The organism is Ochrobactrum sp. P6BSIII, from assembly GCF_014138065.1.
GTDB lineage: Bacteria > Pseudomonadota > Alphaproteobacteria > Rhizobiales > Rhizobiaceae > Brucella.
Genome location: NZ_JACGXB010000012.1, coordinates 108,240 through 129,967 on the forward strand (window position 1 = coordinate 108,240; position 21,728 = coordinate 129,967).

Here is a 21,728-nt window from a genome sequence, read left to right on the forward strand (position 1 = left end):
TCCCCTCTTACATTTTGCTATTTCACCTCACCATGCGGCAACGGAAACTCCAGAACGGCACGCAATCCCGGTTCGTTGCTTTCAAGACGAAGCGCGCCACCGTGCAACTTCATGACCGCCTTGGCAAGACTCAAACCGAGGCCGGAACCCGGCTGTGTGCGGCTTTCCTCAAGACGGACGAAACGTTCTGTCGCCTGTTCGCGTTTTTCCTCCGGAATGCCCGGCCCGTTATCGGCAACGATGATCCGCACCCAGTTGGCGTCGCGCTCCATGGCAAGCGACACATTGGCCTCGCGCTCCTCGCCACCGGCATATTTGATCGCATTGTCCACGAGATTGGAAACCGTCTGACCAACCAGTTCGCGGTTGATATGCAGCACCACCTCGTCCAAGGCACCAAGCGTCAGCTTTACATTCGCATCTTCGGCAACCGGTTCGTACATTTCCGCCACATCCCGCACGATGGGCGCGACGGGCAAATCTTCGAGGTTTTCCGCCGAATAACCGGCTTCCAGACGCGAGATCATCAGGATTGCATTGAAGGTGCGGATCAGCTGATCCGACTCACTGATAATATCTTCAAGCGCCTCGCGATATTCGGGCCCGGCCTTCTTGCCAGCCAAAGCTTCCTCGGCGCGGTTGCGCAGACGAGTGAGCGGCGTCTTGAGGTCATGGGCAATGTTATCGGAAACCTGCTTCAGTCCTTCGTTCAACTCCAATATGCGCCCGAGCATCACGTTGAGATTGCCTGATAGACGGTCGAACTCATCGCCGGAACCGTTGACCGGCAAACGTCCGGTCAGGTCACCATCCATGATGCGCTGCGAAGCCTTGGACACGTCATCGATACGCTTCAAGGCGCGGCGTCCAACAAAGAGCCAGATCAGCAGCGCGCCTGCCCCCATGATGCCAAGCGCCAGCATCAACGAGCTACGGATGATATCGCGAAACCGCTCTGGCTCACCAAGATCGCGCCCGACCAGCAGACGCATGCCGTTCGGCAGAGCAATCACCACGGCGACGGCGCGGTGGTCGCTTTCCGTCCCCTGCTCACCATAGCGCTTATAGACGAAGGCACGCTCGACAATGCCATCCGTGTCCAGCACGCCGGGCTCTACGCTTTCGACATTGCCCGCCAGAATGCGCCCCGATGGATCAGCAACCAGATAGAGATAGGCGCCCGGCTGGCGCGAACGATAGTCGATGCTGCGCACAAGCTGCGGAATACCGCCGCGCGCATAGCTCTTGCCGATGCTCGCCACTTCTTCACCCAACGCCTGTTGTGTCTGGGCTGTGAGAATCGAAGCCGACAGATTGGTCATGTAGAAGACCAAAGCGACAGCGCCGACGACAAAGAGAAGCAGATAAAGAGCCGACAGACGCACCGCCGTGGTGCGCATAAGCGCAGAAAACCGACCCATCAGTCCACCTTGGCGGCGGTCTGTTTTGTACGCCCGGCCTTCAACATGTAACCGGCGCCGCGCACCGTATGCAGCAGCGGGCCATCAAAGCCCTTTTCGATCTTGGAGCGCAGGCGCGAAATATGCACGTCGATCACATTGGTCTGGGGGTCGAAGTGATAATCCCAGACATTTTCAAGCAGCATGGTGCGGGTCACAACCTGACCGGCATGACGCATGAGATATTCAAGCAGACGGAATTCACGCGGTTGCAGCGTGATGTCAACATCCTGACGGCGCGCGGTATGCGCTAGCCTGTCGAGTTCGAGATCGCCGACGCGATAAATCGTGTCGGCCTCGCGTGGGCTGGAACGGCGCTGCAACACTTCCACACGCGCCAGCAGCTCAGAAAACGCATAAGGCTTGGTCAGATAATCGTCGCCACCGGCACGCAGGCCCGTCACGCGATCATCCACTTCACCGAGCGCCGATAGAATCAGCACGGGCGTTTCCATGCCCTTGGCACGCAGGCCAGCCACAACGGAAAGCCCGTCGCGCTTCGGCAGCATGCGGTCTACGACCAGCACATCATAAGTGCCGTTTTCGGCCAATGTGTAGCCGGTCTCGCCGTCACCGGCGATATCTGCCGAATGCCCGGCTTCGCTGAAAGCTTTCTCCAGATAACGAGCAGCTTCGCGGTCATCTTCAATAACGAGAATTTTCATGGCGCCACTTATAAATTACATTCGGAGATAAAGCACATCCCGAAAAGTGTAAGACGGTTTTCGGATAAGATGTGCGCAAACAAAAACTTAGAGCGCAGATCTGATACAATCAGATCGAAACGCGCTCTAAGATGATGCCAGGCAGTTACCCGCCTGGCATCCAGTTCATCAAAAGTCGCTGCGGATGCCGGTCATCAACCCTGATCGATCGGCAGGGCCACGAAGCGGCTCTGATCGTTGCTCTGCAGTTGCAGCAGCACAGCCTTGCGACCCGACTTGGAGGCTTCGCTAATGGCGCTGTTGATATCCTTGGCAGTCTTCACAGCCTGATTGTTGACGCTGACGATGACATCGCCGGAGCGCACACCACGATCAGCGGCATCGCTATCGGGATCGACGTCAGTGACCACAACACCGGTGCCATCTTCCGAAGGCGTGACTGTCAGGCCGTAGCTGTCGAGCGTTTCATTCTGCTGGCTGCCCTTGCCTTCATCAGTCGCGCCACCGGCCTGCTTCAGATCCTGCGGCATGGCTTCGATGGTGATGCTGATTTCTTCAGCCTTGTTCTTGCGCCAGACGCTGAGTGCAGCCTTTTCGCCCGGATTGATACCGGCAACCTTACGGGCCAGATCACGCGGATCCTGAACCGGCTCACCATTCACGGCGGTAATCACGTCACCGGACTGAATGCCAGCCTTGGCTGCAGGACCATCCTTCTGCGGCGAAGCGACGATTGCGCCCTTTTCTTCGGCCAGACCAAGCGAAGCGGCGATATCCTTCGTCACCGGCTGTATCTGCACACCGATCCAGCCGCGTTCAACCGAGCCCTTCTTGATGAGCTGATCGACAACCTGCTTTGCGGTGCCCGACGGGATTGCGAAGGCGATGCCGACGCTGCCGCCCGACGGCGAAAAGATGGCGGTGTTGATGCCGACGACCTGACCGGACAAGTTGAAGGCCGGACCACCCGAATTGCCCTTGTTGACGGCCGCATCGATCTGGATGAAGTCGTCGTAAGGACCAGCGCCGATGTCACGGCCACGGGCCGAAACAATACCCGAAGTCACCGTACCGCCGAGGCCGAACGGATTGCCGACTGCGACAACCCAGTCGCCGACGCGAACCTGATTGTCATCGCCGAAAGCGACATAGGTGAACTTGCGCTTGGCGTCATCGACCTTCAGAACGGCAAGGTCGGTGCGCGGATCGGTACCGATCAGCTTGGCGTCGAGTTCGGTGCCGTCATCCATGACGACGCTATAGGCGTCACCGTCGGAAACAACGTGGTTGTTGGTGACGACATAACCGTCTTCAGAGATGAAGAAACCGGAACCCTGTGCATATGGGCGTTCGTGGCCCGGACGGCCAGGACGCTTGCCGGGACCGCGATCAGGACGTGCACCTGGACGCGCATCGCCACGTGGCGGCTCCATGCCGAAATCACGGAAGAAGCGCTTCAGCGGATGATCGTCGGGAAGCTGGTCGAAACCGCGCGATCCGAAATTCTGGCCGCCGCCGCTATTGTCTGCGTCCTGCACATTCTTCTTCACGGTCACGCTGACAACAGCTGGACGTACCTTTGCCACCAGATCTGCAAAGCCGACAGTCTGCTGCGGCGGCGTCACCTGAACGGCTTCCGCACGCGCATCATTGAGCGCGCCAAGCGGGCCAGTCGCAACGAACGCGCCGGCAAGGGCAGCGCAAACTGCGACAGCTGCAACGCTCTTGCGATAATGGGAAGTGCTAGCTCTGGACATCTATTTCTCCTTACGAGCGGTAATCCGGCCTTCGCTCTCGTCTTGGGAAACGAGGCCCTGTAATTCCTTTATAGAGCGCAAGATAGTTAGAGCTACCTTACCGCTCAATTTCCGCAACATGAAAGTTTCGTAAGGTTCACCGTGAGCGAGGGAGGAAATCGCTCGTAAATATCGAAAACTATTTATTATTCAGAAGACGGGCGAGTTCTGCTTTTTCGCTTTCAGAAAGCGGCTGCGCTGCTTCGCCGAGCCTGCGTCGTCCACGAAATGCAAAGACAAGCGCCACAGCGCCGATCACAAGCACAATGACCGGGAAACCCCAAAGCAAAACGGTGCGGGCCGACAGGCGCGGCTTCAACAGCACGAACTCACCATAACGGGCGACGACAAAGTCCAGCACCTGAGCGTCCGTATCGCCTGCCTTCAGACGATCGCGGACGAGAAGACGCAGATCGCGGGCAAGCTCCGCATTCGAATCATCGATGGATTCATTCTGGCAGACCATGCAGCGCAATTCGCCGGAAATGGTGCGGGCGCGCTTTTCAAGCACCGGATCGGGCAGAACCTCATCCGGATTGACGGCAAAGGCTGCCGTGCCCTGAAATACCAGAGCAATAGCGAAGAAGCACATGGCAAAGAGTTTGCACATCTTCATGCGGCAGCCTCCGCTTCCTGCGGCGAGGTCTTTCGCTTGGACGCGGGTGCGCCAACACGCAAACGGCGGTCGGCGAGCGAAAACAGGCCGCCCAGCATCATGACCAATGCGCCATACCAGATCAGCGTCACCTGCGGCTTCCACCAGATACGGACAACCACCGAACCGTCACCCGGCTCGTCGCCAAGCGCCACATAGACCTGACTGAACCAGAGCGTGCGAATGCCCGATTCTGTCGTCGGCATCTGGCGTGCGGGGAAAAAGCGCTTGGATGGCTCTATCCGGCCAAGATCGCGCGCGCTCGAATCGAGCAGCGTGAACGTGCCGCGATTTTCTGTGAAGTTCGGACCGGTCAAAGGCCGAAGCCCTTCGAACCGCAATGTGTAGTCCTGAACTTTAACCGTGTCGCCTGCACGCATGATGAGTACATTTTCGGTGCCGAAGGTCGTCACGCTGACAATGCCGAGCAGCGTCACACCAAGACCGATATGCGCCAGAGCTGTTCCGAAAACCGAGCGCGGCAGGCCCTTGAAACGGGCCCATGCTTTCGTTGCCGAAACCTTGCCGATACCAGCCTTCTGCACCAGATCGGTGAGGCTGCCGAAAATCAACCAGGCAGCGAGACCCACGCCGCAAGCCGCCAGCAGCGATTTTGCCGAAGTGGTCCAGAGCACGATACCGGCAGCCACCAGCGCCAGAGCGAAAGCCGTCATCAAGCGCTGGGAAACGCCGTAAAGATCGCCGCGCTTCCAGGCCAGAAGCGGGCCGAACGGAACCGCACATAAAAGCGGAATCATCAGCGGCCCGAATGTCATGTTGAAGAACGGTGCGCCGACGGAAATCTTTTCGCCGGTCATGACTTCAAGCAGCAGCGGATAAAGTGTGCCGATCAGAACAGTCGCAGCGGCAGTGGTCAGGAACAGGTTGTTGAAGACCAGCGCCCCTTCCCGCGAGATTGGATGGAAAATGCCACCCGCCGTCAGGCTTTGCACGCGAAGGGCAAACAGCGACAGAGAACCGCCGATGAAAATGGCGAGAATGGCGAGAATGAAAAGCCCGCGACCGGGATCGGTCGCAAAACTGTGTACCGAAGTCAGCACGCCCGAGCGGACAAGGAAAGTTCCAAGCAGCGACAGCGAGAAGGTCAGGATCGCCAGCAGGACTGTCCAGATTTTGAGCGCCGAGCGCTTTTCCATGACCAGCGCGGAATGCAGCAAGGCAGTGCCGACCAGCCAGGGCATGAAGGACGCGTTTTCGACCGGATCCCAGAACCACCAGCCGCCCCAGCCAAGCTCGTAATAGGCCCAGTAGGAACCCATCGCGATACCGCCGGTCAGGAACGTCCATGCGACCAGTGTCCATGGTCGCACCCAGCGCGCCCAGGCCGCATCAAGACGACCTTCCAGAAGGGCCGCAACCGCAAAGGAGAAGCAGACCGAAAAGCCGACATAGCCGAGATAAAGCAGCGGCGGATGAATGGCGAGGCCGATATCCTGCAAGATCGGATTGAGATCACCGCCTTCCATTGGAGCCGGAAGGATGCGCGTGAACGGGTTCGACGTGAAGATGATGAAGGCCAGAAAGGCCACGCCGATCCAGCCCTGAACGGCCAGAACATTGGCGCGCAAAGTCTCAGGCAGGTTTCCGGAAAATGCTGCGACCAGCGCGCTGAAAAGCGTCAAGATGAACACCCACAACAGCATGGAGCCTTCGTGGTTTCCCCAAACGCCGGTGATCTTGTAGAGGAGCGGCTTTTGCGAATGCGAGTTTTCGACGACATTCAGCACAGAGAAATCCGACACGACATAAGCGTGAACCAGAACCGCTGAAGACAGGCAGACCAGCGCGAAGACTGCAATCGCCGTTGGCACGGCCACCGACATGAGCTGCGTGTCGCGTCGGCGCGCACCGATAACCGGCACGACCGACTGAACAATCGATAGAGCCAGCGCCAGCACCAGCGCGAAATGGCCGATCTCGACACTCATAGGCAGTCTCCCGATCTGTCCAAACGCTCACGCATGGTTATTTGCCCTCCCAGACGCCTTTGGCTTTCAGGCTGTCGGCAAGGTCTTTTGGAACATAATTTTCGTCGTGCTTGGCAAGCACGTTGTCGGCGCGGAACACGCCGTCCTGTCCGAAACGCCCTTCGGCCACCACACCCTGCCCTTCGCGGAACAGGTCTGGCGGAATGCCTTCAAACACCACTTTCACAGTCTTGATCGTATCGGTGACCGTAAAGTACAGCTCACTGCCATCGCGCCTGACCGAGCCCTCCTCAACCAGACCGCCAAGGCGGAAGCGCGAGCCCGAGGTCAATTCCTGTTCCGTCAGGTCGGCGGGCGTGCGGAAGAACCGGATGTCCTGATTGAAGGCCATCAGCATCAGCCCCACCGCCACGGCCAGAACCGCCAGCGCGCCACCGATCAGCATAAGGCGCTTGCGTTTTCTCTGGCCAATTGTCCGGGCAAGACTGCTGGCCGGCTTTGGCTTGCGTGCGTTTTCTTCTGCGGTCGCGCTCATTTTTGTGCCTCTAAGCCCAAGCCGGATGCGAAGCTGCGAAGCTCGGTCCGCTGTTCTTCCGCAAGGGCGGTCATGCCCCGGTTCAGGGCATCAAGCGCCGCATCGCGGCGATGCAGGATCATATAGGAGCGCACGAGACGCTTCCAGCCTTCGACATCCCCGCTATTTTGGCGAAGACTTTCATCCAGACGTTGAACCATGCCCTCGATCATGGCCTGACGATCTTCCGCCGACAGAGACGAAGCCGCCTCGATATCGTCGGATGACGGGCCTTTTTGCTGGGTCGACTGATTGTCCGAAGGATTGCTCAGCCGCGCGATAGCCTGCTCGACCTGACCACGCCAGGGAGCATCGGCTGGAGCCTTGTCCAGAAGTGTCCTAAGACGGGCAATTGCAGCATCCGGGCGGCCGTCCTGCATTTCGCCTTGCGCAAGATAGAACTGCGGACGCGGATCGTTCGGCTCAAGCTCAACCGCCTTGTTCAGAAACGACTCCGCCTCGGCAGTGATTGTGCCGCCAGAAACTGCGGCAAGTCCTTCCGCCAGCCCCAGCAGGCGTGGGAAATTTTCACCGTCGATACGGATGGACGAACGATAGGCATTCACCGCATCAGCCGGACGGCCAAGACGCATGTAGATCGGCGCCAGCACATCCCAGCCGCGTGCATCATCAGGATTTTTCGCCAGATGCGCTTCCGCCCGCGCGACGAGTTCATCGACCGAACCGCGATCAGGATTGTCAGAGAGACGCCCGGCAAGCGGCATGGAGGGTACGTCGGGCTTGCCAAACAGCGGATAGACGCCCCATGCGATCAGCGGCACGGCCAGTACGGCGATGAGTGCCAGAACGCGGCCTGAACCCGCAGACTGCGCTGCGTTTGCAGCGTCTTGGCTTTCTTTTTCGGCACTCAAAATACGACGGGAGATTTCAATCCGCGCCTGTTCGGCGCTTTGCGCATCAATCATGCCGCGCGCGGCATCTGCTTCGAGTTCGCGCAGCTGATCGCGGTAGACCTCGAGATCATTCTTTTCGGCAGGCAAAAAAGCCTGCTTGCGCCGCGTGAGAGGCAACAAGACAGCCAAAGTGGCTGCTAACGTCAGTAATGCTGCAATCAACCAAAATCCCATGGCTACGACTTAAGCGTAGGCATGGGAAAAACCAACCAATACCTGTCACAACTGGCCGCCTAGGGCAATTCGCCGCAAAGGCGCGCTCGCGGTTCCAATGGCCTGTTTGCGACAGATCAGGTCAGCGGTGTCCAGCTGCCGTCCGTATTGCGGCAGGCAGTGCCGCGCACGGTTTGCTGCGAACCGCCAATGTCGAAAGTATGCGAATATTGGCGGCAGTTCTGTGAGCCAACCTGATAAGGCTGCGCCGCCGTCACATCACCGGAATTCGATCCGGCGCTCCACGAAACGGCTTTGCCCGCCGGAGAATATTCGAGAGCGCGATATTCGGCTTCCAGCGCCTTTCTCCGGTCGCCCGGGCTGAGCTGGTTTGCCGTGTTGCCGAGCAGGCCGTTGCCCAGAGATGCGAGCAGGCTCGATTCCGGCTTCGCTGACGATGACGAACCGCCAAGCGAGGTCAGCCCTCTGCCACCGCCCGATGTCCCGCATGCCGACAAGACCATCGACAGGGCAATCAGGGTTGGAACAACCACAGCCGGAGAAGAAAACCTGAATTTCATCATCATAACAAACCGGCCCTCATGAACCAATGAGCTTGCATATTATCGCATCATGCGCTCTCTAAATGTCAGCTTCTTAGAGCATTTTCAGCAAAAGTGCGAAATCGTTTTGCATACGCAAATGCTAAAAAGCAAAGACATCGCTTTAACTTAAATCGCAACCTTAATCTTCCGCAAGCGGCAACACGGTACGAACACGCAAGCCTCCCATCGGACTTTTGTCCAGATGCAGCTGCCCGCCATATTCGCGAACCGTATCCTGCACGATGGCAAGACCAAGGCCCGTACCGGGCTTCGTTTCGTCCACGCGGCTACCGCGTTTCAACGCTGCCTCGATCTTGTCAGCCTCTAGCCCCGGCCCATCATCCTCGATCGCGATTTCGAACTGCCGCTGGGCATCCGAGGCTGACCTCAGAGTAATACTCACACGGCGGCTCGCCCATTTTCCCGCATTTTCGAGAAGGTTGCCGACGATTTCCTCAAGGTCTTCCTTTTCGCCAGCGAAGATCGCGTGCGGGAGATCATTGCGCAAGCTGACATGGAGTGCAGGGTTAAGCTTGGCAGTTACGCGATGCATGCGCTCCATCACCGGCGCGACAGAAGTGCGGAAAACCACGCTATCCCGCTGCGCTGCAATGCGCGCGCGTTGCAGATAATGCTGGATCTGCACCTGCATGGCCTCGCTCTGCTCCTGCACGACGCGTCCCTGATCGCCACCAATGGTGCGACCTTCATTGACAAGCACAGAGAGCGGCGTCTTCAGCGAATGGGCGAGATTGCCAACCTGCGTTCTGGATCGTTCAACGATTCGGCGATTGTTTTCGATCAGCGCATTCATTTCGCGGGCAAGCGGCGCAATTTCCATCGGCAGCGAGGCATCGAGCTTCGATGAGCGTCCCTCGCGAATATCGGCAAGCGCCTGACGCACCTTATCCAGCGGGCGCAAACCAAACAGAATGATTGCCGCATTGATCAGGATACTGCCGATGCCGAACACCGCCAGATATGCGGCAAGCTTGGTCTTGAAATCAGAAATCTCGTTCATGACTTCGCTGAGATTGCCCATAACGCGGAAACGGGCCACGCGGCCAGAATTGTCCAGCACAACTTCCGTTTCGACGATGAAAAGCTCTTCGCCGTTAAGCCCCGGCAAGGAATAGCTGCGCATGAAGGAACTGTCGAAAGGCGCCTGTGTTATCGGCATTTCCGGGACGATGCGTCCAATCAGCGATGGCGATTCCAGCTTTCCGCTCATATTGGGTGCGATCGGATCCACCGACCAGTACCAGCCGGAAAGCGGGCTGGAATAGCGCAATTCGCCCAGCTCCGGTCGTCCCTGAAGCACACCTTCCGCCGAAACGCTGACAGCGCCGACGAGGCTGAACAGATGTGCGGTGAGAAGCCGTTCGAAATTACTGCGGGCGGCATCGCTATAAAGCGACCCGATAAGGGTAGCGACCACCACCAGCGCCGCAATCACCCATAGCGTCGACAATGTGACAACGCGAACGGCGAGAGAGCGGAGCGATGGGATGACGCGAAAACGCTTCAGTTGTCGTTCCCCTTCGGATCAGCACCGGCATCGGAGCGCATACGATAGCCCATGCCGCGTACGGTCTCGATGAGATCGACGCCCATCTTTTTGCGGAGGCGTCCGACGAAAACTTCAATCGTATTGGAATCGCGATCGAAATCCTGATCGTAAAGATGCTCCACCAGTTCCGTGCGGGAAACCACCTCGTCCATATGATGCATGAGATAGGACAAAAGCCGGTATTCATGCGAGGTCAGCTTCAGCGATACGCCATCGACACTGGCCTTGGAGGTCTTGGTGTCGAGATGCAGCGGACCGCAGACCATCTCCGACGAGGCATGTCCGGCAGCACGGCGGATGAGCGCACGAAGCCGGGCAAGAACTTCCTCAATATGAAATGGCTTGGCGACATAATCGTCCGCACCGGCATCGATACCGGCAACCTTGTCGCTCCAGCGGTCACGAGCGGTGAGCATGAGGACAGGCATGGCGCGCCCGTTGCGACGCCAGCGTTCCACAACGCTGATGCCGTCGATACGCGGCAGGCCGATATCGAGAATCACCGCATCATACGGTTCCGTATCACCCAGAAAGTGGCCCTCTTCGCCGTCATAGGCGCTATCGACCACGTAACCTGCGGCAACCATCGCATCGGAAAGTTGCCGGTTCAGGTCCTTGTCGTCCTCAACAATCAGGATACGCAAGCGGGCTGTCTCCCTTCAACGGATCATATGCAACGGAAAAGCCGGTCTGCTTGTGACAATGCAAACCGGCTTCAAAACCCATGCCGGGAATTTTTATCGATTGGGCACAGCCACTTCGACGCGGCGCGGACGTTCGCCATCGCGGCCCGGAACGAGCACGACGACAACACAGACCGGCGCGCCGTTCTGGGTAGAAGGCGTGGCCTTGGCAAGTTGCCCGCCTTGTTTGGCGGCAACCTGTTCGCCCACGGCGGCACAGTCACCGGCAGCCGCAATCAGAAGATTGGAGGTCTGCGGCGCAGCAATCGGCATGGCGCCAGCATCGACAATGCCGCCGATGGGCAACAAGCCAAAACTCACCGCGAGAAGCGCGAAAACTTTGAGTGCAGAGTTCTTTTTCATCATGCCGCCTTATATAGCGCACGACAGCTGAACGATGCATGAACAGGCTGTTCTCGCTATAGACCTTAAAGGATAATTTCCCTTTGCTATCACGCTTTGTGAAATTATGAAATGCGTGAAGTTGCCGTGATGTGACCGAATATCGTAACAATTCCAGCGATTGCAGCGGCTAGTTGCAGTAAAACATCCGTTAGCGCAACTTGATCGACAGCACTGTCCGCGACCCCGAAAGCCCCCGCCAGCCCTAGAATAATCGAGACTAGCCCCGCCAGACGGTGCGGGAAAGATACCAGGCCTTGTCGTCCGTCATTTTGTTTCTCCAATTATAAGCCAGCCGCCAGATTGAGTACAGCCACATCACCGGCCCCGATTTTTGTGCTGACCATCGCAACGCGCAGCTCAAACGCGCCGACACCCACGTCGGTGGTGCGAATCGCTTTGGCATAAATCCCAACCGAGAAGTGACCTGCTCGCGCCGCACAGCGGCACCTGACGCTGCCATTAACCGTACATAGGCAAAGGCTCGGCGCGAGAGAGCTTCTCTACTTCCTCCGCTAAACCCAAAATTCTTCAAAAGATTAAGAACGTCACATCGTTAAACGCGTGTATCAGAACAACGGACCGTCCGCATGATAACGCTGCATCTTGCCCAGTCTGGAGAAGAAACATATCGCACGAAGAGAGTATCACACCATAACAAGTTTTGGAGGATAACTTAAAATACCTCGCCTGAGTGCTCAAAGGAGGCATAGTTGCTGGCATCTTTAAGACCACCAGCTGCGATTATCATCCAACTTTATTCACACATTGCCGTTCATGCCGTTTTTGTCAGAAGGGACATGCAGCAGAGATGGGGGTGCTTGCCGCTTTATGAAGCACTTGAGAAGCCCCAGCGTCCACCAAGCAGCAAAACTGGCTGACGCCGATCCCATCAACATCAGCTCGGTTTTATCAAATGTCACCGTGAGGCCAAATGAGTTAGCAATTCTAACTGCAACCGCCCCGCCAAAAATCACCCCACATATTACACCAACGACCAGGCGAGCGACCATTTCGCGTCTACTTCGGGGAAAAGTATAGACAAGTGAGACCACCGCCCCTGCAACTGCACCTGTCACTTTGGCAAACCATGGCGATGCCATGGCAAAAACAAGCATATCGTTCAAATTGCTCATGAGAATCCCCAATATTGATCAAGTTCCTGGAGCTTCCACACTCTTGACGAGTGATACGCGACGGGTGGCCGATATCCGCAACGGACGGCAGGAGCTCATTTTATGTTGGAGGCCTGCGGTGCCACACACCCAAAACGAAAAACCCCGCTAGCAAGTGCGCCTGCGGGGTTACAAATACTTCAGATCCCATTAGCTCCGGGCATTCATCCATCAGGGCCAACACTTCTTCGACCCTGACTAAAGGCTACAAAAATACCGTTACGCAGTCAAGGATTATATTCCTATTTTTGATAGCATGGTTCAATTTGGCATTTGAGCTGTTACTAAACAATGAGCGCAAACTGAGTACCTGTTTCATCGGCGGGACAAACAATAGGATTAAAAAATATCTGGCAACTTCATGTTTCTGCGTTCTTTTCACGATTGCCATTAAATTTTTGCTCATCTGTCGGCTGGCAACCAAACGTCAACTTCCACCCACTAGGCTCGTGGCCTATTAGTTTGCTATAATATAAGAGTAAGTTCATTGTATTTCCCGATCCTCTAGTGCCGAAGTCAGAGTTTATGCGTCATACGGCAGACAAAGATTCCGGAAAAAAGCAGCGGAAACCCTTCCGGGTTTCACGCCTGATTGGGCTCGACGCCTGGATTGATTCAGGCTTGTACAATCTGCATTTCCGTCTTGGCGAATGGTGGGAAAACATCACCATTTTTTCGCGCCGCTTTCGCGTGCGCGGCTTCAGGCGTTTTGTCGTCGAGGTTCTGGACGAAGGCTTTACGCTTGGCGTTGCGGGTTCCGTGGTGCTTCTCATGCTGGCGCTTCCCGCCTTTGAGGAAACCAAGAAAGACTGGCGCTCGCAGGATGACTACGCCGTCACTTTCCTTGATCGATACGGCAATGAAATCGGCCAGCGCGGCATTTTGCACCGTCAGGCCGTTCCCATCGACGAATTGCCGGATCACGTTATCAAGGCAGTTCTGGGCACCGAAGACCGCCGCTTTTTCGATCATTATGGCATCGATTTCTGGGGCCTGAGCCGTGCACTCAGCCAGAATATGCGCGCCAATGGCGTTGTGCAGGGCGGTTCGACCATCACCCAGCAGCTTGCGAAAAACCTGTTCCTTTCCAACGAACGAACGCTGGAGCGCAAGATCAAGGAAGCCTTCCTGTCTCTGTGGCTGGAAAGCAATCTGAGCAAGAAGGAAATCCTTCAGCTCTATCTCGACCGCGCCTATATGGGTGGCGGCACATTTGGTATCGCAGCCGCGTCGGAATTCTATTTCGGCAAGAACATCAAGGATGTCTCGCTCGCCGAAGCCGCCATGCTGGCAGGCCTGTTCAAGGCGCCTGCCAAATTCGCGCCGCATGTCAATCTGCCTGCCGCGCGTGCACGCGCCAATGTCGTCTTGTCCAATATGGTTGAAAGCGGTTTCCTGAGCGAAGGTCAGGTCGCCGTTGCGCGCCGGCATCCGGCAAGCGTTATCGACCGCGCCAAGAATGAAAGCCCCGATTATTTCCTCGACTGGGCCTTCGACGAGGTCAAGCGGGTTGCGGGGCACATGCCGCAGCACACACTGATCGTGCGCACCACACTGGACAGCAATATCCAGCGGGCGGCGGAGGAATCGCTCGAATATCACCTGCGCCAGTTCGGCAAGGAATATAATGTTGCGGAAGCCGCAACTGTCGTTCTCGCCAATGACGGCTCGGTGCGGGCGCTTGTCGGCGGGCGCGATTATGGCGAAAGCCAGTTCAACCGCGCCACCCGGGCTTTGCGTCAGGCAGGGTCGTCCTTCAAGCCCTATGTCTATGCAGCGGCGATGGAAAAAGGCCTTACGCCCAATACAATCGTTTCCGATGCGCCGGTCAGCTGGGGTAACTGGTCACCGCGCAACTATGGCCGCAGTTTTGCGGGCCGGGTCGATCTGACGACGGCGCTCGTGCGTTCGCTGAACAGCGTGCCCGTGCGTCTTGCGAAGGACTATCTGACAACCGCGCCGGTCGTGGCACTGACCAAGGCTATGGGTGTGGAATCGCCGATCTCATCCCACAAGACGATGGTGCTCGGCACATCCGAAATGACGGTGATGGATCAGGCCACCGGCTTCAATGTGTTTCCAAATGCCGGCATGGCAGGCAATCGCCACGCCTTTACGCAGATCGTTTCTTCGGACGGTCGCGTGCTGTGGGATTTCACCCGTGACGCACCCAAACCGCACCGCGCTTTGTCGGAAAAATCCGCCTTCGAAATGAATTCCATGCTGGTTCAGGTGCCGGAACGCGGCACGGGCCGCCGTGCAGCGCTGCCGATGACACGCGTTGGCGGCAAGACCGGCACAACGCAGAATTATCGCGATGCGTGGTTTGTCGGCTTCACCGGCAATTTCACGGCGGCAGTCTGGTTCGGCAACGACAACTTCACGCCGATGAAGGAAATGACCGGCGGTATTCTGCCTGCCATGGCTTGGCAGCGCATGATGTCCTATGCGCATCAAAACGTCGAACTGAAGCCGATCCCCGGCGTGACGCCGCCCTTCCCCGCCCCGCCGAAAAATCCGGCGCCGCAGGTGGCCAACGCCAAGCCGGAAGAAACCATGGCCGCGCCGCCACGGGTTCTTTCACCGATGGCAACAAAGGTTCTCAAGGAGTTGCATGAGCGTTTCATGGCCGCACCGCCTCTGCCAAAGATTGCCGAGCGGACCAAGATTTCGGTACTTTGAGGATGTAAGCTCGCAATCCATGCTTAAAACCATTCTCAAAGCCGCTTTTGTACTGGCGCTTGCGCTCGGCGGAGGCATTTTCAGCGTCCATTTCATCCTCGACCGTTTCAACGGCTTCGGGGAATTGCAGGTTGGCGCATGGACGGCATTCCCCGACGATGGAACTGCCGATGCCGACCCCTATTCCCGCGCTCGCGCCGCCCGCAAGGCCTATCTGGCGCTTGGCACAGCGGAAGGCCTGCCTTTCTATGCGCGCCGGGACAGCAGCGGGCGCGACTTGCAACGCGGCTGCACCTATCGCCTGACGGGAGCCACACCGCCGGCCCGGTTCTGGACTGTCTATCCGGCCACGGCCAACCTTAATCCCATCAAGCCGCGTGATGGCCTGCAAGCAGCGCTTCATTCGCAGGAAGCCCTGTATGATAGCGACGGCAGCGTTTCCATCACCATCGGTCCCGATGCCCGCACAGGAAACTGGCTGCCGGTGGAGGGCCAAGGCGGGCTGGTCCTCGTCATGACACTCTATGACACGCCCGCCGCAAGCTCGTCCGGCCTGTCCGATCTCGTCATGCCCGCCCTTGTGCGCACAGGGGATGACTGCCATGGATGACAATCATGGGTAGTCTCATCCGCCTCATCCTGCTTGGTCTCGTCGGTGCGGCCATCGTCCACATCTGCGTGCTGTTTCTCGTTCCGGTTTACTCGGATACGAATGCCTGGGCGCGCATTGAAAATGCGACGAGCCCATATCGCTTTGTCGCGCTTGATGAAAAGAAGGGCCCGGTCAGCGATCGAGACCCGCTGGTCAAGGAGGCCACCTGCCGCTTCGATCTGGCCGATGGGCCCGTTCATATGACCACCACGGGCATTGTCCCCTATTGGTCTTTGTCGATCTATGCGCCGAACGGCGATAATCTCTACAGCATCAACGATAACGTCTCCAACGAGCGCAAGCTCGATCTCATCATCGCTGATCCTGTCGGCATGGCGAGCCTCAAGGCGGATGGTTCGCAGATCGATGCGCAGTCTCTGGCGGTCGAGCAGAATATCGGCGAAGGCGCCGCCGTTCTGCGTGTCTTCATGCCGGATGCGACCTGGAAGGAAGAGGTGCAACGCTTCTTCGACGCAGCCCGTTGCGCACCCTTCGAGGGCAGCTGAATGCTGCCTGCCGCGATCCCACATCTTCTGCGGCACGGTTAATGAGTTGCTAAGGCTTGGTGCCTATTATCCGGTGTGCTGGCCATTGCGGGGACGTTTGATGGCAGCGAGTGTATGCCTACCGGAGTATTCTGCGTGACAAATGATCAGTTCCGCGCCCTGGAGGAAATTTCAGGCAACCGGAGCCCGTCGAATTCAAAAGCGGGGAGCAAGGCGGACGACCTTTTGGCCGCCGCTATTTCTGCGTTCGCCGGTATCACGCGCCCCGGTCGTCAGGACATGCAGCAGCTCGAAGATCTGGTGATGCCGCTTTTGCAATGCGCGACCACGCGCGGCAAACGTCACGCGGCCAATGCCCTCGCCCAGCTGGAAGAAGCCCCACGCCGCGTCGTGCTGGCACTTGCCGCCGAGCCGGTGGAAATCTCCGCTCCCATTCTTTTGCGCTCGCCGCTGCTGCGTCCGGGCGACCTGATTGATCTCATCGGCCAACATGGCCTTGCCCATGCCCGCGCCATTGCCCGTCGCCAGTCCGGCGATATTCTGCTGCAAGGCGTGCTGCGCAGCTTTGCCGACCCGGTGATCGATCGCACACTGACGCTGCAAGACAATCTCGCGAACATCGAAGCCGAGCCGCTCGAAAAACCGCAAATACCCGATCTGTCGGCGGCCAAAGCGCCTTTGATGAGCGGCGGCAGTTCGGAACGTCTGGCCCGTGCGCTGCAACAGCCGTTCTTCAATGCAGGAACCTTGCTCGGCTCCGACCGGCTGATCGAAACCTCGCTTTTGATCGACAGCCAGTTTTTCCGCAACGCGCTTGCTGACGCGCTTGATCTGTCGTTCGAGCGCGCCGATGCCGTTATCGGGAAATGGCCGGAATCACATCTGCCTATCGCGCTGAAGGCGCTTGGCCTTCCAGCCGCCGAATGCTTTTTGGTGATGACCGCCGTTCTTGGCACCATCGACACCGACCGCGATGGCCTGCGCGAATTCGTGCATATCTACCGTTCCATCGACCGGGAAAAAGCCATGGCTCTCGTGCGCCGCTGGAAAGCCGAAGACATGTCGGCCATGCTGCGCAGCAAACTGCGTGAAATGGCCGATGATGACGAGCCGCTGGCGGATGCCGCCAATAGCGATGCACCGGCTACGGATAACAGGCTCGTCAAGTAAAGTTAGAAAGTCTCGCCGTCCTGCGCGATGGCGAAGAACAGAGACGCGTCGGCCACATCTTCCAGTTCGACCAGCCATAGGTCCGGATCAAAGCGGATTTCCCTCTGCATCCTGTCACCTGCCGTCATGTCATCGGCATCGTGGAGAATGCGCAGGAACTTGCGCTCGCCATCATTATCTTCCTCATAGGACGTCTGCGGCGCTGGCGAATAGAGATCGCACGTGCCAAGACGCGAGCTGACCTTGATGAAGATCGCGCCCGCTTCCGTCGATCCGCGGCGGGCAAGATAGGCAAAGCCGCCCTCACCCTGCACCCGGCGGATCAATGCGGAAACCCAGAAATCCGAAGTCAGTCGCATGGTCGCGTAAATACTTTTTTCTTAAACATTATCCGACGCAAAACCGCTTCGCACTTTTGCTGGAAATGCTTCTAGCTGATGAGCCCGATTTCACGCATCTTGGCGATGAGCGTGGAATCGATTTCGCCTGTCTGACGCATGTTGAACAACTTCTGGAACTCGCGAATGGCAGATTCCGTCGCCTTGCCCTGCTGGCCATTGACCGGCACCATATCATTGCCGAAAGCCTTCAGCCCGGCCTGCACGCGGATGATATCCTGCGATGAGATTTTCTCCGCCGGACCTGCCGGTGCACCAGCCGGTTCCTTCTTCTGAACCGGCTTTTGATAGTTCGCGAGATCAGGCTTCGTCTTTGCAGGTGTTTCGTTTTTCAACACAGCCGGTTGCGCTGATAATTGCGGACGCGGCGTCGGCACAGCCACCACTTCGATAGCCTTGGCGACATCATCCTGTTGCGCGGGCGCTGGGCTTTCGACCTGAGCCGGAACACTGGCCTGCTGCACGCCGAGCTTCTGCTGCAAAGCGCGCCAGCGATCCACAGCCTCGCGGGTCTGCGGGCCGGTAAAGCCATCGACCGGGCCCTTATAGACGCCAAGCATGGAAAGACGCTGCTGCAGACGGGCAATTTCCAGATCGGCGTTCGGCGCAAGTGCTGGCAGCATATCGTCCGTCGCAGTGACATGCATGCGATCTGCCGACAGGTCGGCACCGTTCACGCCTTGCGCGGTCGTATTGCCGGTAGGCTGCGGTTCGACCGTTGCCGTTTCGACGGGCTTTGCTTCCGGCTGACTGGCGGCAGCGCCGGGCAGAACTGCGCGCGGCGTCGGCTTGAACACGAAATCAGGTCTTGTGCGGAAGAACACGGCATTGTGCGCCTCTGGCTGATACCAGAGCGCATTGGCGGAAACGAAACTCATCACCACGAGAAACGCCGTCGCCCCGCCGGTCAGAACCGGATTGCGCACGACAAAGTCACCGGCAACGATGGCAAGTGCCGAGGCCGAGTTGAAGAAGAATTTAAGGAGCCTGGCCCCCAGACTACGCTGTTTTGCGGGTCTGCGTGTGGATCTGTTCTGCGACCCGCTCTGGGTTCTGCTCCCGGTCTTCGTCGTTCTGCCAGTCATTGCGCCTTTCTCCCTGGTGACGGTGCATATCGATCACCGTGCCAAGTTCCTGTTGTTCGTCATCTCCCGCGAGATATTGCGGACCTGCCACCGGAAGGCGGATCGTTACGACCGTGCCTTCGCCGGGACAGCTCTTGAGGTTCATCGATCCCTGATGCAATTCCACAAGGCCCTTGACCACGGATAGTCCAAGGCCGCTTCCTTCCTGCGCGCGCGTATAGCTGTTGTCGGCGCGCACAAATGGCATGCCGATGCGCTGCAAGTCTTCCGGCTCGATACCGATACCAGTGTCCGAAACGCTGATTTCAAGCATGGCGCGACCGTCAGCCACGACACGGGCGGCGTCGATGGTGACGCAACCGCCGGTCTCGGTGAACTTCACGGCATTGGCCGCCAGATTGAGAAGGATCTGCTGCACCGCACGACGATCTGCCGTCAGTTCGCCAACGCCAGCGCCAACGCGGTGGCAGAAGGCAACGCCCTTCTTTTCCGCCTGCGGCAGCAGCACGGAGGTGCACATTTCTACCGCGTCGCGGAAGGCAAAGCTCTGCGGCGCAATACCGTAAGTGCCGGTTTCAAGCCGCGAATTGTCGAGAACCGCATTCACCAGTTCCAGCAAATAATGCCCCGACTGATGGATCAGACCGGCGTATTCGCGATGCTTTTCATTGGCGAGCTGACCGCCCACCCCATGCGAGAGCATGTCGGAGAAGCCGATAATGGAATTGAGCGGCGTGCGCAGTTCATGGCTGACCGAAGCCAGCAGACGGCCCTTGCCGACGCGCTCCGATTCCAGTTCGGCCTTCAGTGTTGCGATTTCATCCAGAAGCTTCTGTTCGCCTTCCAGCGACCGACCCACCAGCGTGATGATGCCAGCAGCATTCAGGCCTTCCAGACGATAGGCGCGGAAAACCGGGCTGCTAGCTTCGATGGAACGCAAACGGATATCGACACAGCGAGACGCGATGCCCGAACGCAGATCAGCTAGAAGCGAAAGATAGTGCACCCGGTCGGCCACATGGACGCGATCGACCAGCGCGGTCGCCTCCAGCATTTTTGGCTGCATGCCAAGAAGCTTTGCAGTCTTGTTGCCCACAGATGCGATGACGCCTTCTGCATCGAGCACGAACTGCACGTCGCCTTCGGCAACAGCGACCTGCGGCGCCACCGCTTCGCTATGCTGCGGCTTGACGGCCAGACCGACGCTGCGTGCGACAAGGCTGGCCGCATAGAGAACCAGCACCGTGACAGATGCCAGCGAACCACCGGCAATCACACCGCCGCTCGTCATCGCAAAAGCGCTGACAATGGCAAGGGCTGCAACAGCGCCAGCAATTGCGGCAGCAGGCTTGCGGCTGACAAGCCAGATTTCCAGCGGCAAGGCGGCTGCCATCAGCCACAAGGCGGCATTGCTGCTGGAGACCATGCCAATCGTAGCAAGTCCAGCGCCATAGGCGGCAAAGTTTACTGTTCCGAGGATGGCAGCGCTCAATCCCATCAGTGAGAGAGCGCAGAAAATCATCGCCACACCGGCAAAGCTGGCGGCGAGAATGGCAAATTCGGTCAGGTTCGGCGCAAGGCCGGAAGCCAGCACGGCAGCGACAAGCAGCACCGGCACGGCAATGACCGAGCCGACAACGCGCATGGCCATCGCATCGGGCTTGATTACCCAGCGGCGGCAGAAACGTTCGTAAAAACGGCCGAGCGTCTGCACGCCAGTGCGAACGGTCTTAGCTGCTTTCAAAAGAATGGCGTTCAACGTGCCCTACTCACTCAAACTCATACACATACTCATCGGCCAGCAACATTCAGAAGGGAACATTCCCGGCGAGCCTCAGATTGCAGGTGAGGCTTTAAGGAAACGATAAAACGATGCCCATGAATGCAGATAAGCATCATCAGGGCCGTGCTTTTCGACCTATGGTAAACAGAGGGTAGCGATCGCTTGTACGAAAGCGCGAAGATGGCACAATCTTCCGCCTCGCAACCCACACATCACAGAATTGCGAATCGCGCGGTTACGGAATCTTTTCGATTTCATCGGACATTGGCGACATTGTTCGATTAATTAAAGGCGCGCCACAGCAACAAGGCCATGATCCGCTTCCTCATCAAATCCGTATTCTGGCTATCTCTGGCATTCATTGTGATGCCGCGCTTTTTCCCAGCGGAACAGGAAAATAACATCGCCGAAAAGCCTGCCGCAGTCTCCCAAACACGTGGCGAGGCGCAAGGTGCGGCGAATGGTGAGCGGAGCACCGTGGATCAGCTTTTGGCCAATGGCAAAACGGCCATTGAGATCGGCAAGCTTTGCGTGGACAATCCAAGTTTCTGCGAGAATGGCACGTCGCTGATTTCCAGCGCTGGCAGTGGTTTGCTCAAGGGCAGCGGGCAGATGCTCGATTATCTCAGCCAGCGTTTCGGTAACAAAAAAGACGCGCCTGCTGAAGCGCAGCCCAAAGCCGAAGTTGAAAAGCCCGAAATGACGGTCTCCGAAATTCTGTCCGGGCAGAACGCCCCTCAACCCGCCGGTTTGAGCAACATCCCGATCCCGACCTCGCGTGCGGCAGCCTTGCGGGCGCTGGATCGCCGGACCACAGGCGCGATCCCTGCAAAACAGTGATCTTTCCCGTG

General features: G+C 57.9%; 20 protein-coding genes and 1 pseudogene. 5 read left to right on the forward strand and 16 right to left on the reverse strand.

Annotated elements, in window-relative coordinates; genetic code table 11:
* Window positions 1–17: 17 nt before the first annotated feature.
* The 13 genes and pseudogenes from FHW00_RS17320 to FHW00_RS17380 all read right to left on the reverse strand — a co-directional run bounded on the left by FHW00_RS17320 (window position 18) and on the right by FHW00_RS17380 (window position 12,562).
* A complete protein-coding gene (locus tag FHW00_RS17320; RefSeq protein WP_176168360.1) occupies window positions 18–1,424 on the reverse strand; it encodes a sensor histidine kinase in 1,407 nt (468 codons plus the stop codon).
* Complete coding sequence (locus tag FHW00_RS17325) at window positions 1,421–2,125, reverse strand: response regulator transcription factor (protein WP_078340162.1); 705 nt, start codon at window positions 2,123–2,125, stop codon at window positions 1,421–1,423. Before FHW00_RS17325 ends, FHW00_RS17320 begins: the two co-directional genes overlap by 4 nt.
* Window positions 2,126–2,319: 194 nt before the next feature.
* Window positions 2,320–3,882, reverse strand: coding sequence for a Do family serine endopeptidase (locus FHW00_RS17330; RefSeq protein WP_078340163.1), 1,563 nt, complete (start codon window positions 3,880–3,882; stop codon window positions 2,320–2,322).
* 178 nt (window positions 3,883–4,060) lie between these two features.
* Window positions 4,061–4,537 carry a cytochrome c-type biogenesis protein gene (locus tag FHW00_RS17335; protein ID WP_078340164.1) on the reverse strand — a complete coding sequence of 159 codons (477 nt, stop codon included), beginning with the start codon at window positions 4,535–4,537 and terminating at the stop codon, window positions 4,061–4,063.
* Window positions 4,534–6,525, reverse strand: coding sequence for a heme lyase CcmF/NrfE family subunit (locus tag FHW00_RS17340; RefSeq protein ID WP_078340165.1), 1,992 nt, complete (start codon window positions 6,523–6,525; stop codon window positions 4,534–4,536). The genes FHW00_RS17335 and FHW00_RS17340 overlap by 4 nt, the downstream gene beginning before the upstream one ends.
* Before the next feature lie 37 nt (window positions 6,526–6,562).
* The gene (gene ccmE, locus FHW00_RS17345) at window positions 6,563–7,060 is read right to left on the reverse strand and encodes a cytochrome c maturation protein CcmE (protein ID WP_078340166.1); all 498 of its coding nucleotides are present in this window, start codon (window positions 7,058–7,060) and stop codon (window positions 6,563–6,565) included.
* The gene (gene ccmI / locus FHW00_RS17350) at window positions 7,057–8,187 is read right to left on the reverse strand and encodes a c-type cytochrome biogenesis protein CcmI (RefSeq protein ID WP_078340167.1); all 1,131 of its coding nucleotides are present in this window, start codon (window positions 8,185–8,187) and stop codon (window positions 7,057–7,059) included. The genes ccmE and ccmI overlap by 4 nt, the downstream gene beginning before the upstream one ends.
* A gap of 116 nt (window positions 8,188–8,303) precedes the next feature.
* Window positions 8,304–8,753 carry a hypothetical protein gene (locus tag FHW00_RS17355; protein WP_078340168.1) on the reverse strand — a complete coding sequence of 150 codons (450 nt, stop codon included), beginning with the start codon at window positions 8,751–8,753 and terminating at the stop codon, window positions 8,304–8,306.
* A 157-nt stretch (window positions 8,754–8,910) separates the two neighbouring features.
* A complete protein-coding gene (locus FHW00_RS17360) occupies window positions 8,911–10,242 on the reverse strand; it encodes an ATP-binding protein (RefSeq protein ID WP_445558213.1) in 1,332 nt (443 codons plus the stop codon).
* Between the two features lie 53 nt (window positions 10,243–10,295).
* A complete protein-coding gene (locus FHW00_RS17365) occupies window positions 10,296–10,985 on the reverse strand; it encodes a response regulator transcription factor (RefSeq protein WP_078340169.1) in 690 nt (229 codons plus the stop codon).
* A 93-nt stretch (window positions 10,986–11,078) separates the two neighbouring features.
* On the reverse strand, window positions 11,079–11,387 hold the full coding sequence (locus FHW00_RS17370) for a hypothetical protein (RefSeq protein ID WP_078340170.1): 309 nt from the start codon (window positions 11,385–11,387) through the stop codon (window positions 11,079–11,081).
* Between the two features lie 104 nt (window positions 11,388–11,491).
* Window positions 11,492–11,697 (reverse strand): annotated as a pseudogene (locus FHW00_RS17375) (hypothetical protein).
* 490 nt (window positions 11,698–12,187) lie between these two features.
* On the reverse strand, window positions 12,188–12,562 hold the full coding sequence (locus FHW00_RS17380; RefSeq protein ID WP_078340171.1) for a DUF6107 family protein: 375 nt from the start codon (window positions 12,560–12,562) through the stop codon (window positions 12,188–12,190).
* Between the two features lie 564 nt (window positions 12,563–13,126).
* Here FHW00_RS17380 and FHW00_RS17385 point away from each other — a divergent pair.
* The 4 genes from FHW00_RS17385 (at window position 13,127) to FHW00_RS17400 (ending at window position 17,611) form a co-directional block, all read left to right on the forward strand.
* Entirely contained in the window at window positions 13,127–15,283 is a 2,157-nt protein-coding gene (locus tag FHW00_RS17385; protein ID WP_078340172.1) for a penicillin-binding protein 1A, read from the forward strand.
* A 19-nt stretch (window positions 15,284–15,302) separates the two neighbouring features.
* The gene (locus FHW00_RS17390) at window positions 15,303–15,893 is read left to right on the forward strand and encodes a DUF1214 domain-containing protein (RefSeq protein ID WP_078340173.1); all 591 of its coding nucleotides are present in this window, start codon (window positions 15,303–15,305) and stop codon (window positions 15,891–15,893) included.
* A gap of 5 nt (window positions 15,894–15,898) precedes the next feature.
* Window positions 15,899–16,441, forward strand: coding sequence for a DUF1254 domain-containing protein (locus tag FHW00_RS17395; RefSeq protein ID WP_078340216.1), 543 nt, complete (start codon window positions 15,899–15,901; stop codon window positions 16,439–16,441).
* A 135-nt stretch (window positions 16,442–16,576) separates the two neighbouring features.
* Window positions 16,577–17,611 (forward strand): DUF2336 domain-containing protein, encoded by a 1,035-nt coding sequence (locus tag FHW00_RS17400; protein ID WP_078340174.1) that lies wholly within the window; start codon window positions 16,577–16,579, stop codon window positions 17,609–17,611.
* Between the two features lie 2 nt (window positions 17,612–17,613).
* On the opposite strand, the gene FHW00_RS17405 is transcribed toward FHW00_RS17400, so the two are convergent.
* From FHW00_RS17405 to FHW00_RS17415, 3 genes are all read right to left on the reverse strand, one after another.
* Entirely contained in the window at window positions 17,614–17,970 is a 357-nt protein-coding gene (locus FHW00_RS17405; protein WP_078340175.1) for a DUF1491 family protein, read from the reverse strand.
* A 71-nt stretch (window positions 17,971–18,041) separates the two neighbouring features.
* Window positions 18,042–19,094: a peptidoglycan-binding domain-containing protein gene (locus FHW00_RS17410; RefSeq protein ID WP_078340176.1), complete on the reverse strand. Its 1,053-nt coding sequence runs from the start codon at window positions 19,092–19,094 to the stop codon at window positions 18,042–18,044.
* Window positions 19,009–20,853: a sensor histidine kinase gene (locus tag FHW00_RS17415; RefSeq protein WP_078340177.1), complete on the reverse strand. Its 1,845-nt coding sequence runs from the start codon at window positions 20,851–20,853 to the stop codon at window positions 19,009–19,011. The genes FHW00_RS17410 and FHW00_RS17415 overlap by 86 nt, the downstream gene beginning before the upstream one ends.
* 336 nt (window positions 20,854–21,189) lie before the next feature.
* Here FHW00_RS17415 and FHW00_RS17420 point away from each other — a divergent pair, with 336 nt between their 5' ends.
* Window positions 21,190–21,717 (forward strand): hypothetical protein, encoded by a 528-nt coding sequence (locus FHW00_RS17420; protein WP_078340178.1) that lies wholly within the window; start codon window positions 21,190–21,192, stop codon window positions 21,715–21,717.
* The last annotated feature ends 11 nt before the right edge of the window (window positions 21,718–21,728 follow it).

What these genes read in the sequence shown, in the direction of transcription:
- FHW00_RS17355 (WP_078340168.1), bottom strand. Translation starts at nt 8,753, where the DNA reads ATGATGATGAAATTCAGGTTTTCTTCTCCGGCTGTGGTTGTTCCAACC.
- FHW00_RS17380 (WP_078340171.1), bottom strand. Translation starts at nt 12,562, where the DNA reads ATGAGCAATTTGAACGATATGCTTGTTTTTGCCATGGCATCGCCATGG.
- FHW00_RS17325 (WP_078340162.1), bottom strand. Translation starts at nt 2,125, where the DNA reads ATGAAAATTCTCGTTATTGAAGATGACCGCGAAGCTGCTCGTTATCTG.
- ccmE (WP_078340166.1), bottom strand. Translation starts at nt 7,060, where the DNA reads ATGAGCGCGACCGCAGAAGAAAACGCACGCAAGCCAAAGCCGGCCAGC.
- FHW00_RS17420 (WP_078340178.1), top strand. Translation starts at nt 21,190, where the DNA reads ATGATCCGCTTCCTCATCAAATCCGTATTCTGGCTATCTCTGGCATTC.
- FHW00_RS17385 (WP_078340172.1), top strand. Translation starts at nt 13,127, where the DNA reads ATGCGTCATACGGCAGACAAAGATTCCGGAAAAAAGCAGCGGAAACCC.
- ccmI (WP_078340167.1), bottom strand. Translation starts at nt 8,187, where the DNA reads ATGGGATTTTGGTTGATTGCAGCATTACTGACGTTAGCAGCCACTTTG.
- FHW00_RS17405 (WP_078340175.1), bottom strand. Translation starts at nt 17,970, where the DNA reads ATGCGACTGACTTCGGATTTCTGGGTTTCCGCATTGATCCGCCGGGTG.
- FHW00_RS17395 (WP_078340216.1), top strand. Translation starts at nt 15,899, where the DNA reads ATGGGTAGTCTCATCCGCCTCATCCTGCTTGGTCTCGTCGGTGCGGCC.
- FHW00_RS17370 (WP_078340170.1), bottom strand. Translation starts at nt 11,387, where the DNA reads ATGAAAAAGAACTCTGCACTCAAAGTTTTCGCGCTTCTCGCGGTGAGT.
- FHW00_RS17390 (WP_078340173.1), top strand. Translation starts at nt 15,303, where the DNA reads ATGCTTAAAACCATTCTCAAAGCCGCTTTTGTACTGGCGCTTGCGCTC.
- FHW00_RS17340 (WP_078340165.1), bottom strand. Translation starts at nt 6,525, where the DNA reads ATGAGTGTCGAGATCGGCCATTTCGCGCTGGTGCTGGCGCTGGCTCTA.
- FHW00_RS17330 (WP_078340163.1), bottom strand. Translation starts at nt 3,882, where the DNA reads ATGTCCAGAGCTAGCACTTCCCATTATCGCAAGAGCGTTGCAGCTGTC.
- FHW00_RS17410 (WP_078340176.1), bottom strand. Translation starts at nt 19,094, where the DNA reads ATGACTGGCAGAACGACGAAGACCGGGAGCAGAACCCAGAGCGGGTCG.
- FHW00_RS17335 (WP_078340164.1), bottom strand. Translation starts at nt 4,537, where the DNA reads ATGAAGATGTGCAAACTCTTTGCCATGTGCTTCTTCGCTATTGCTCTG.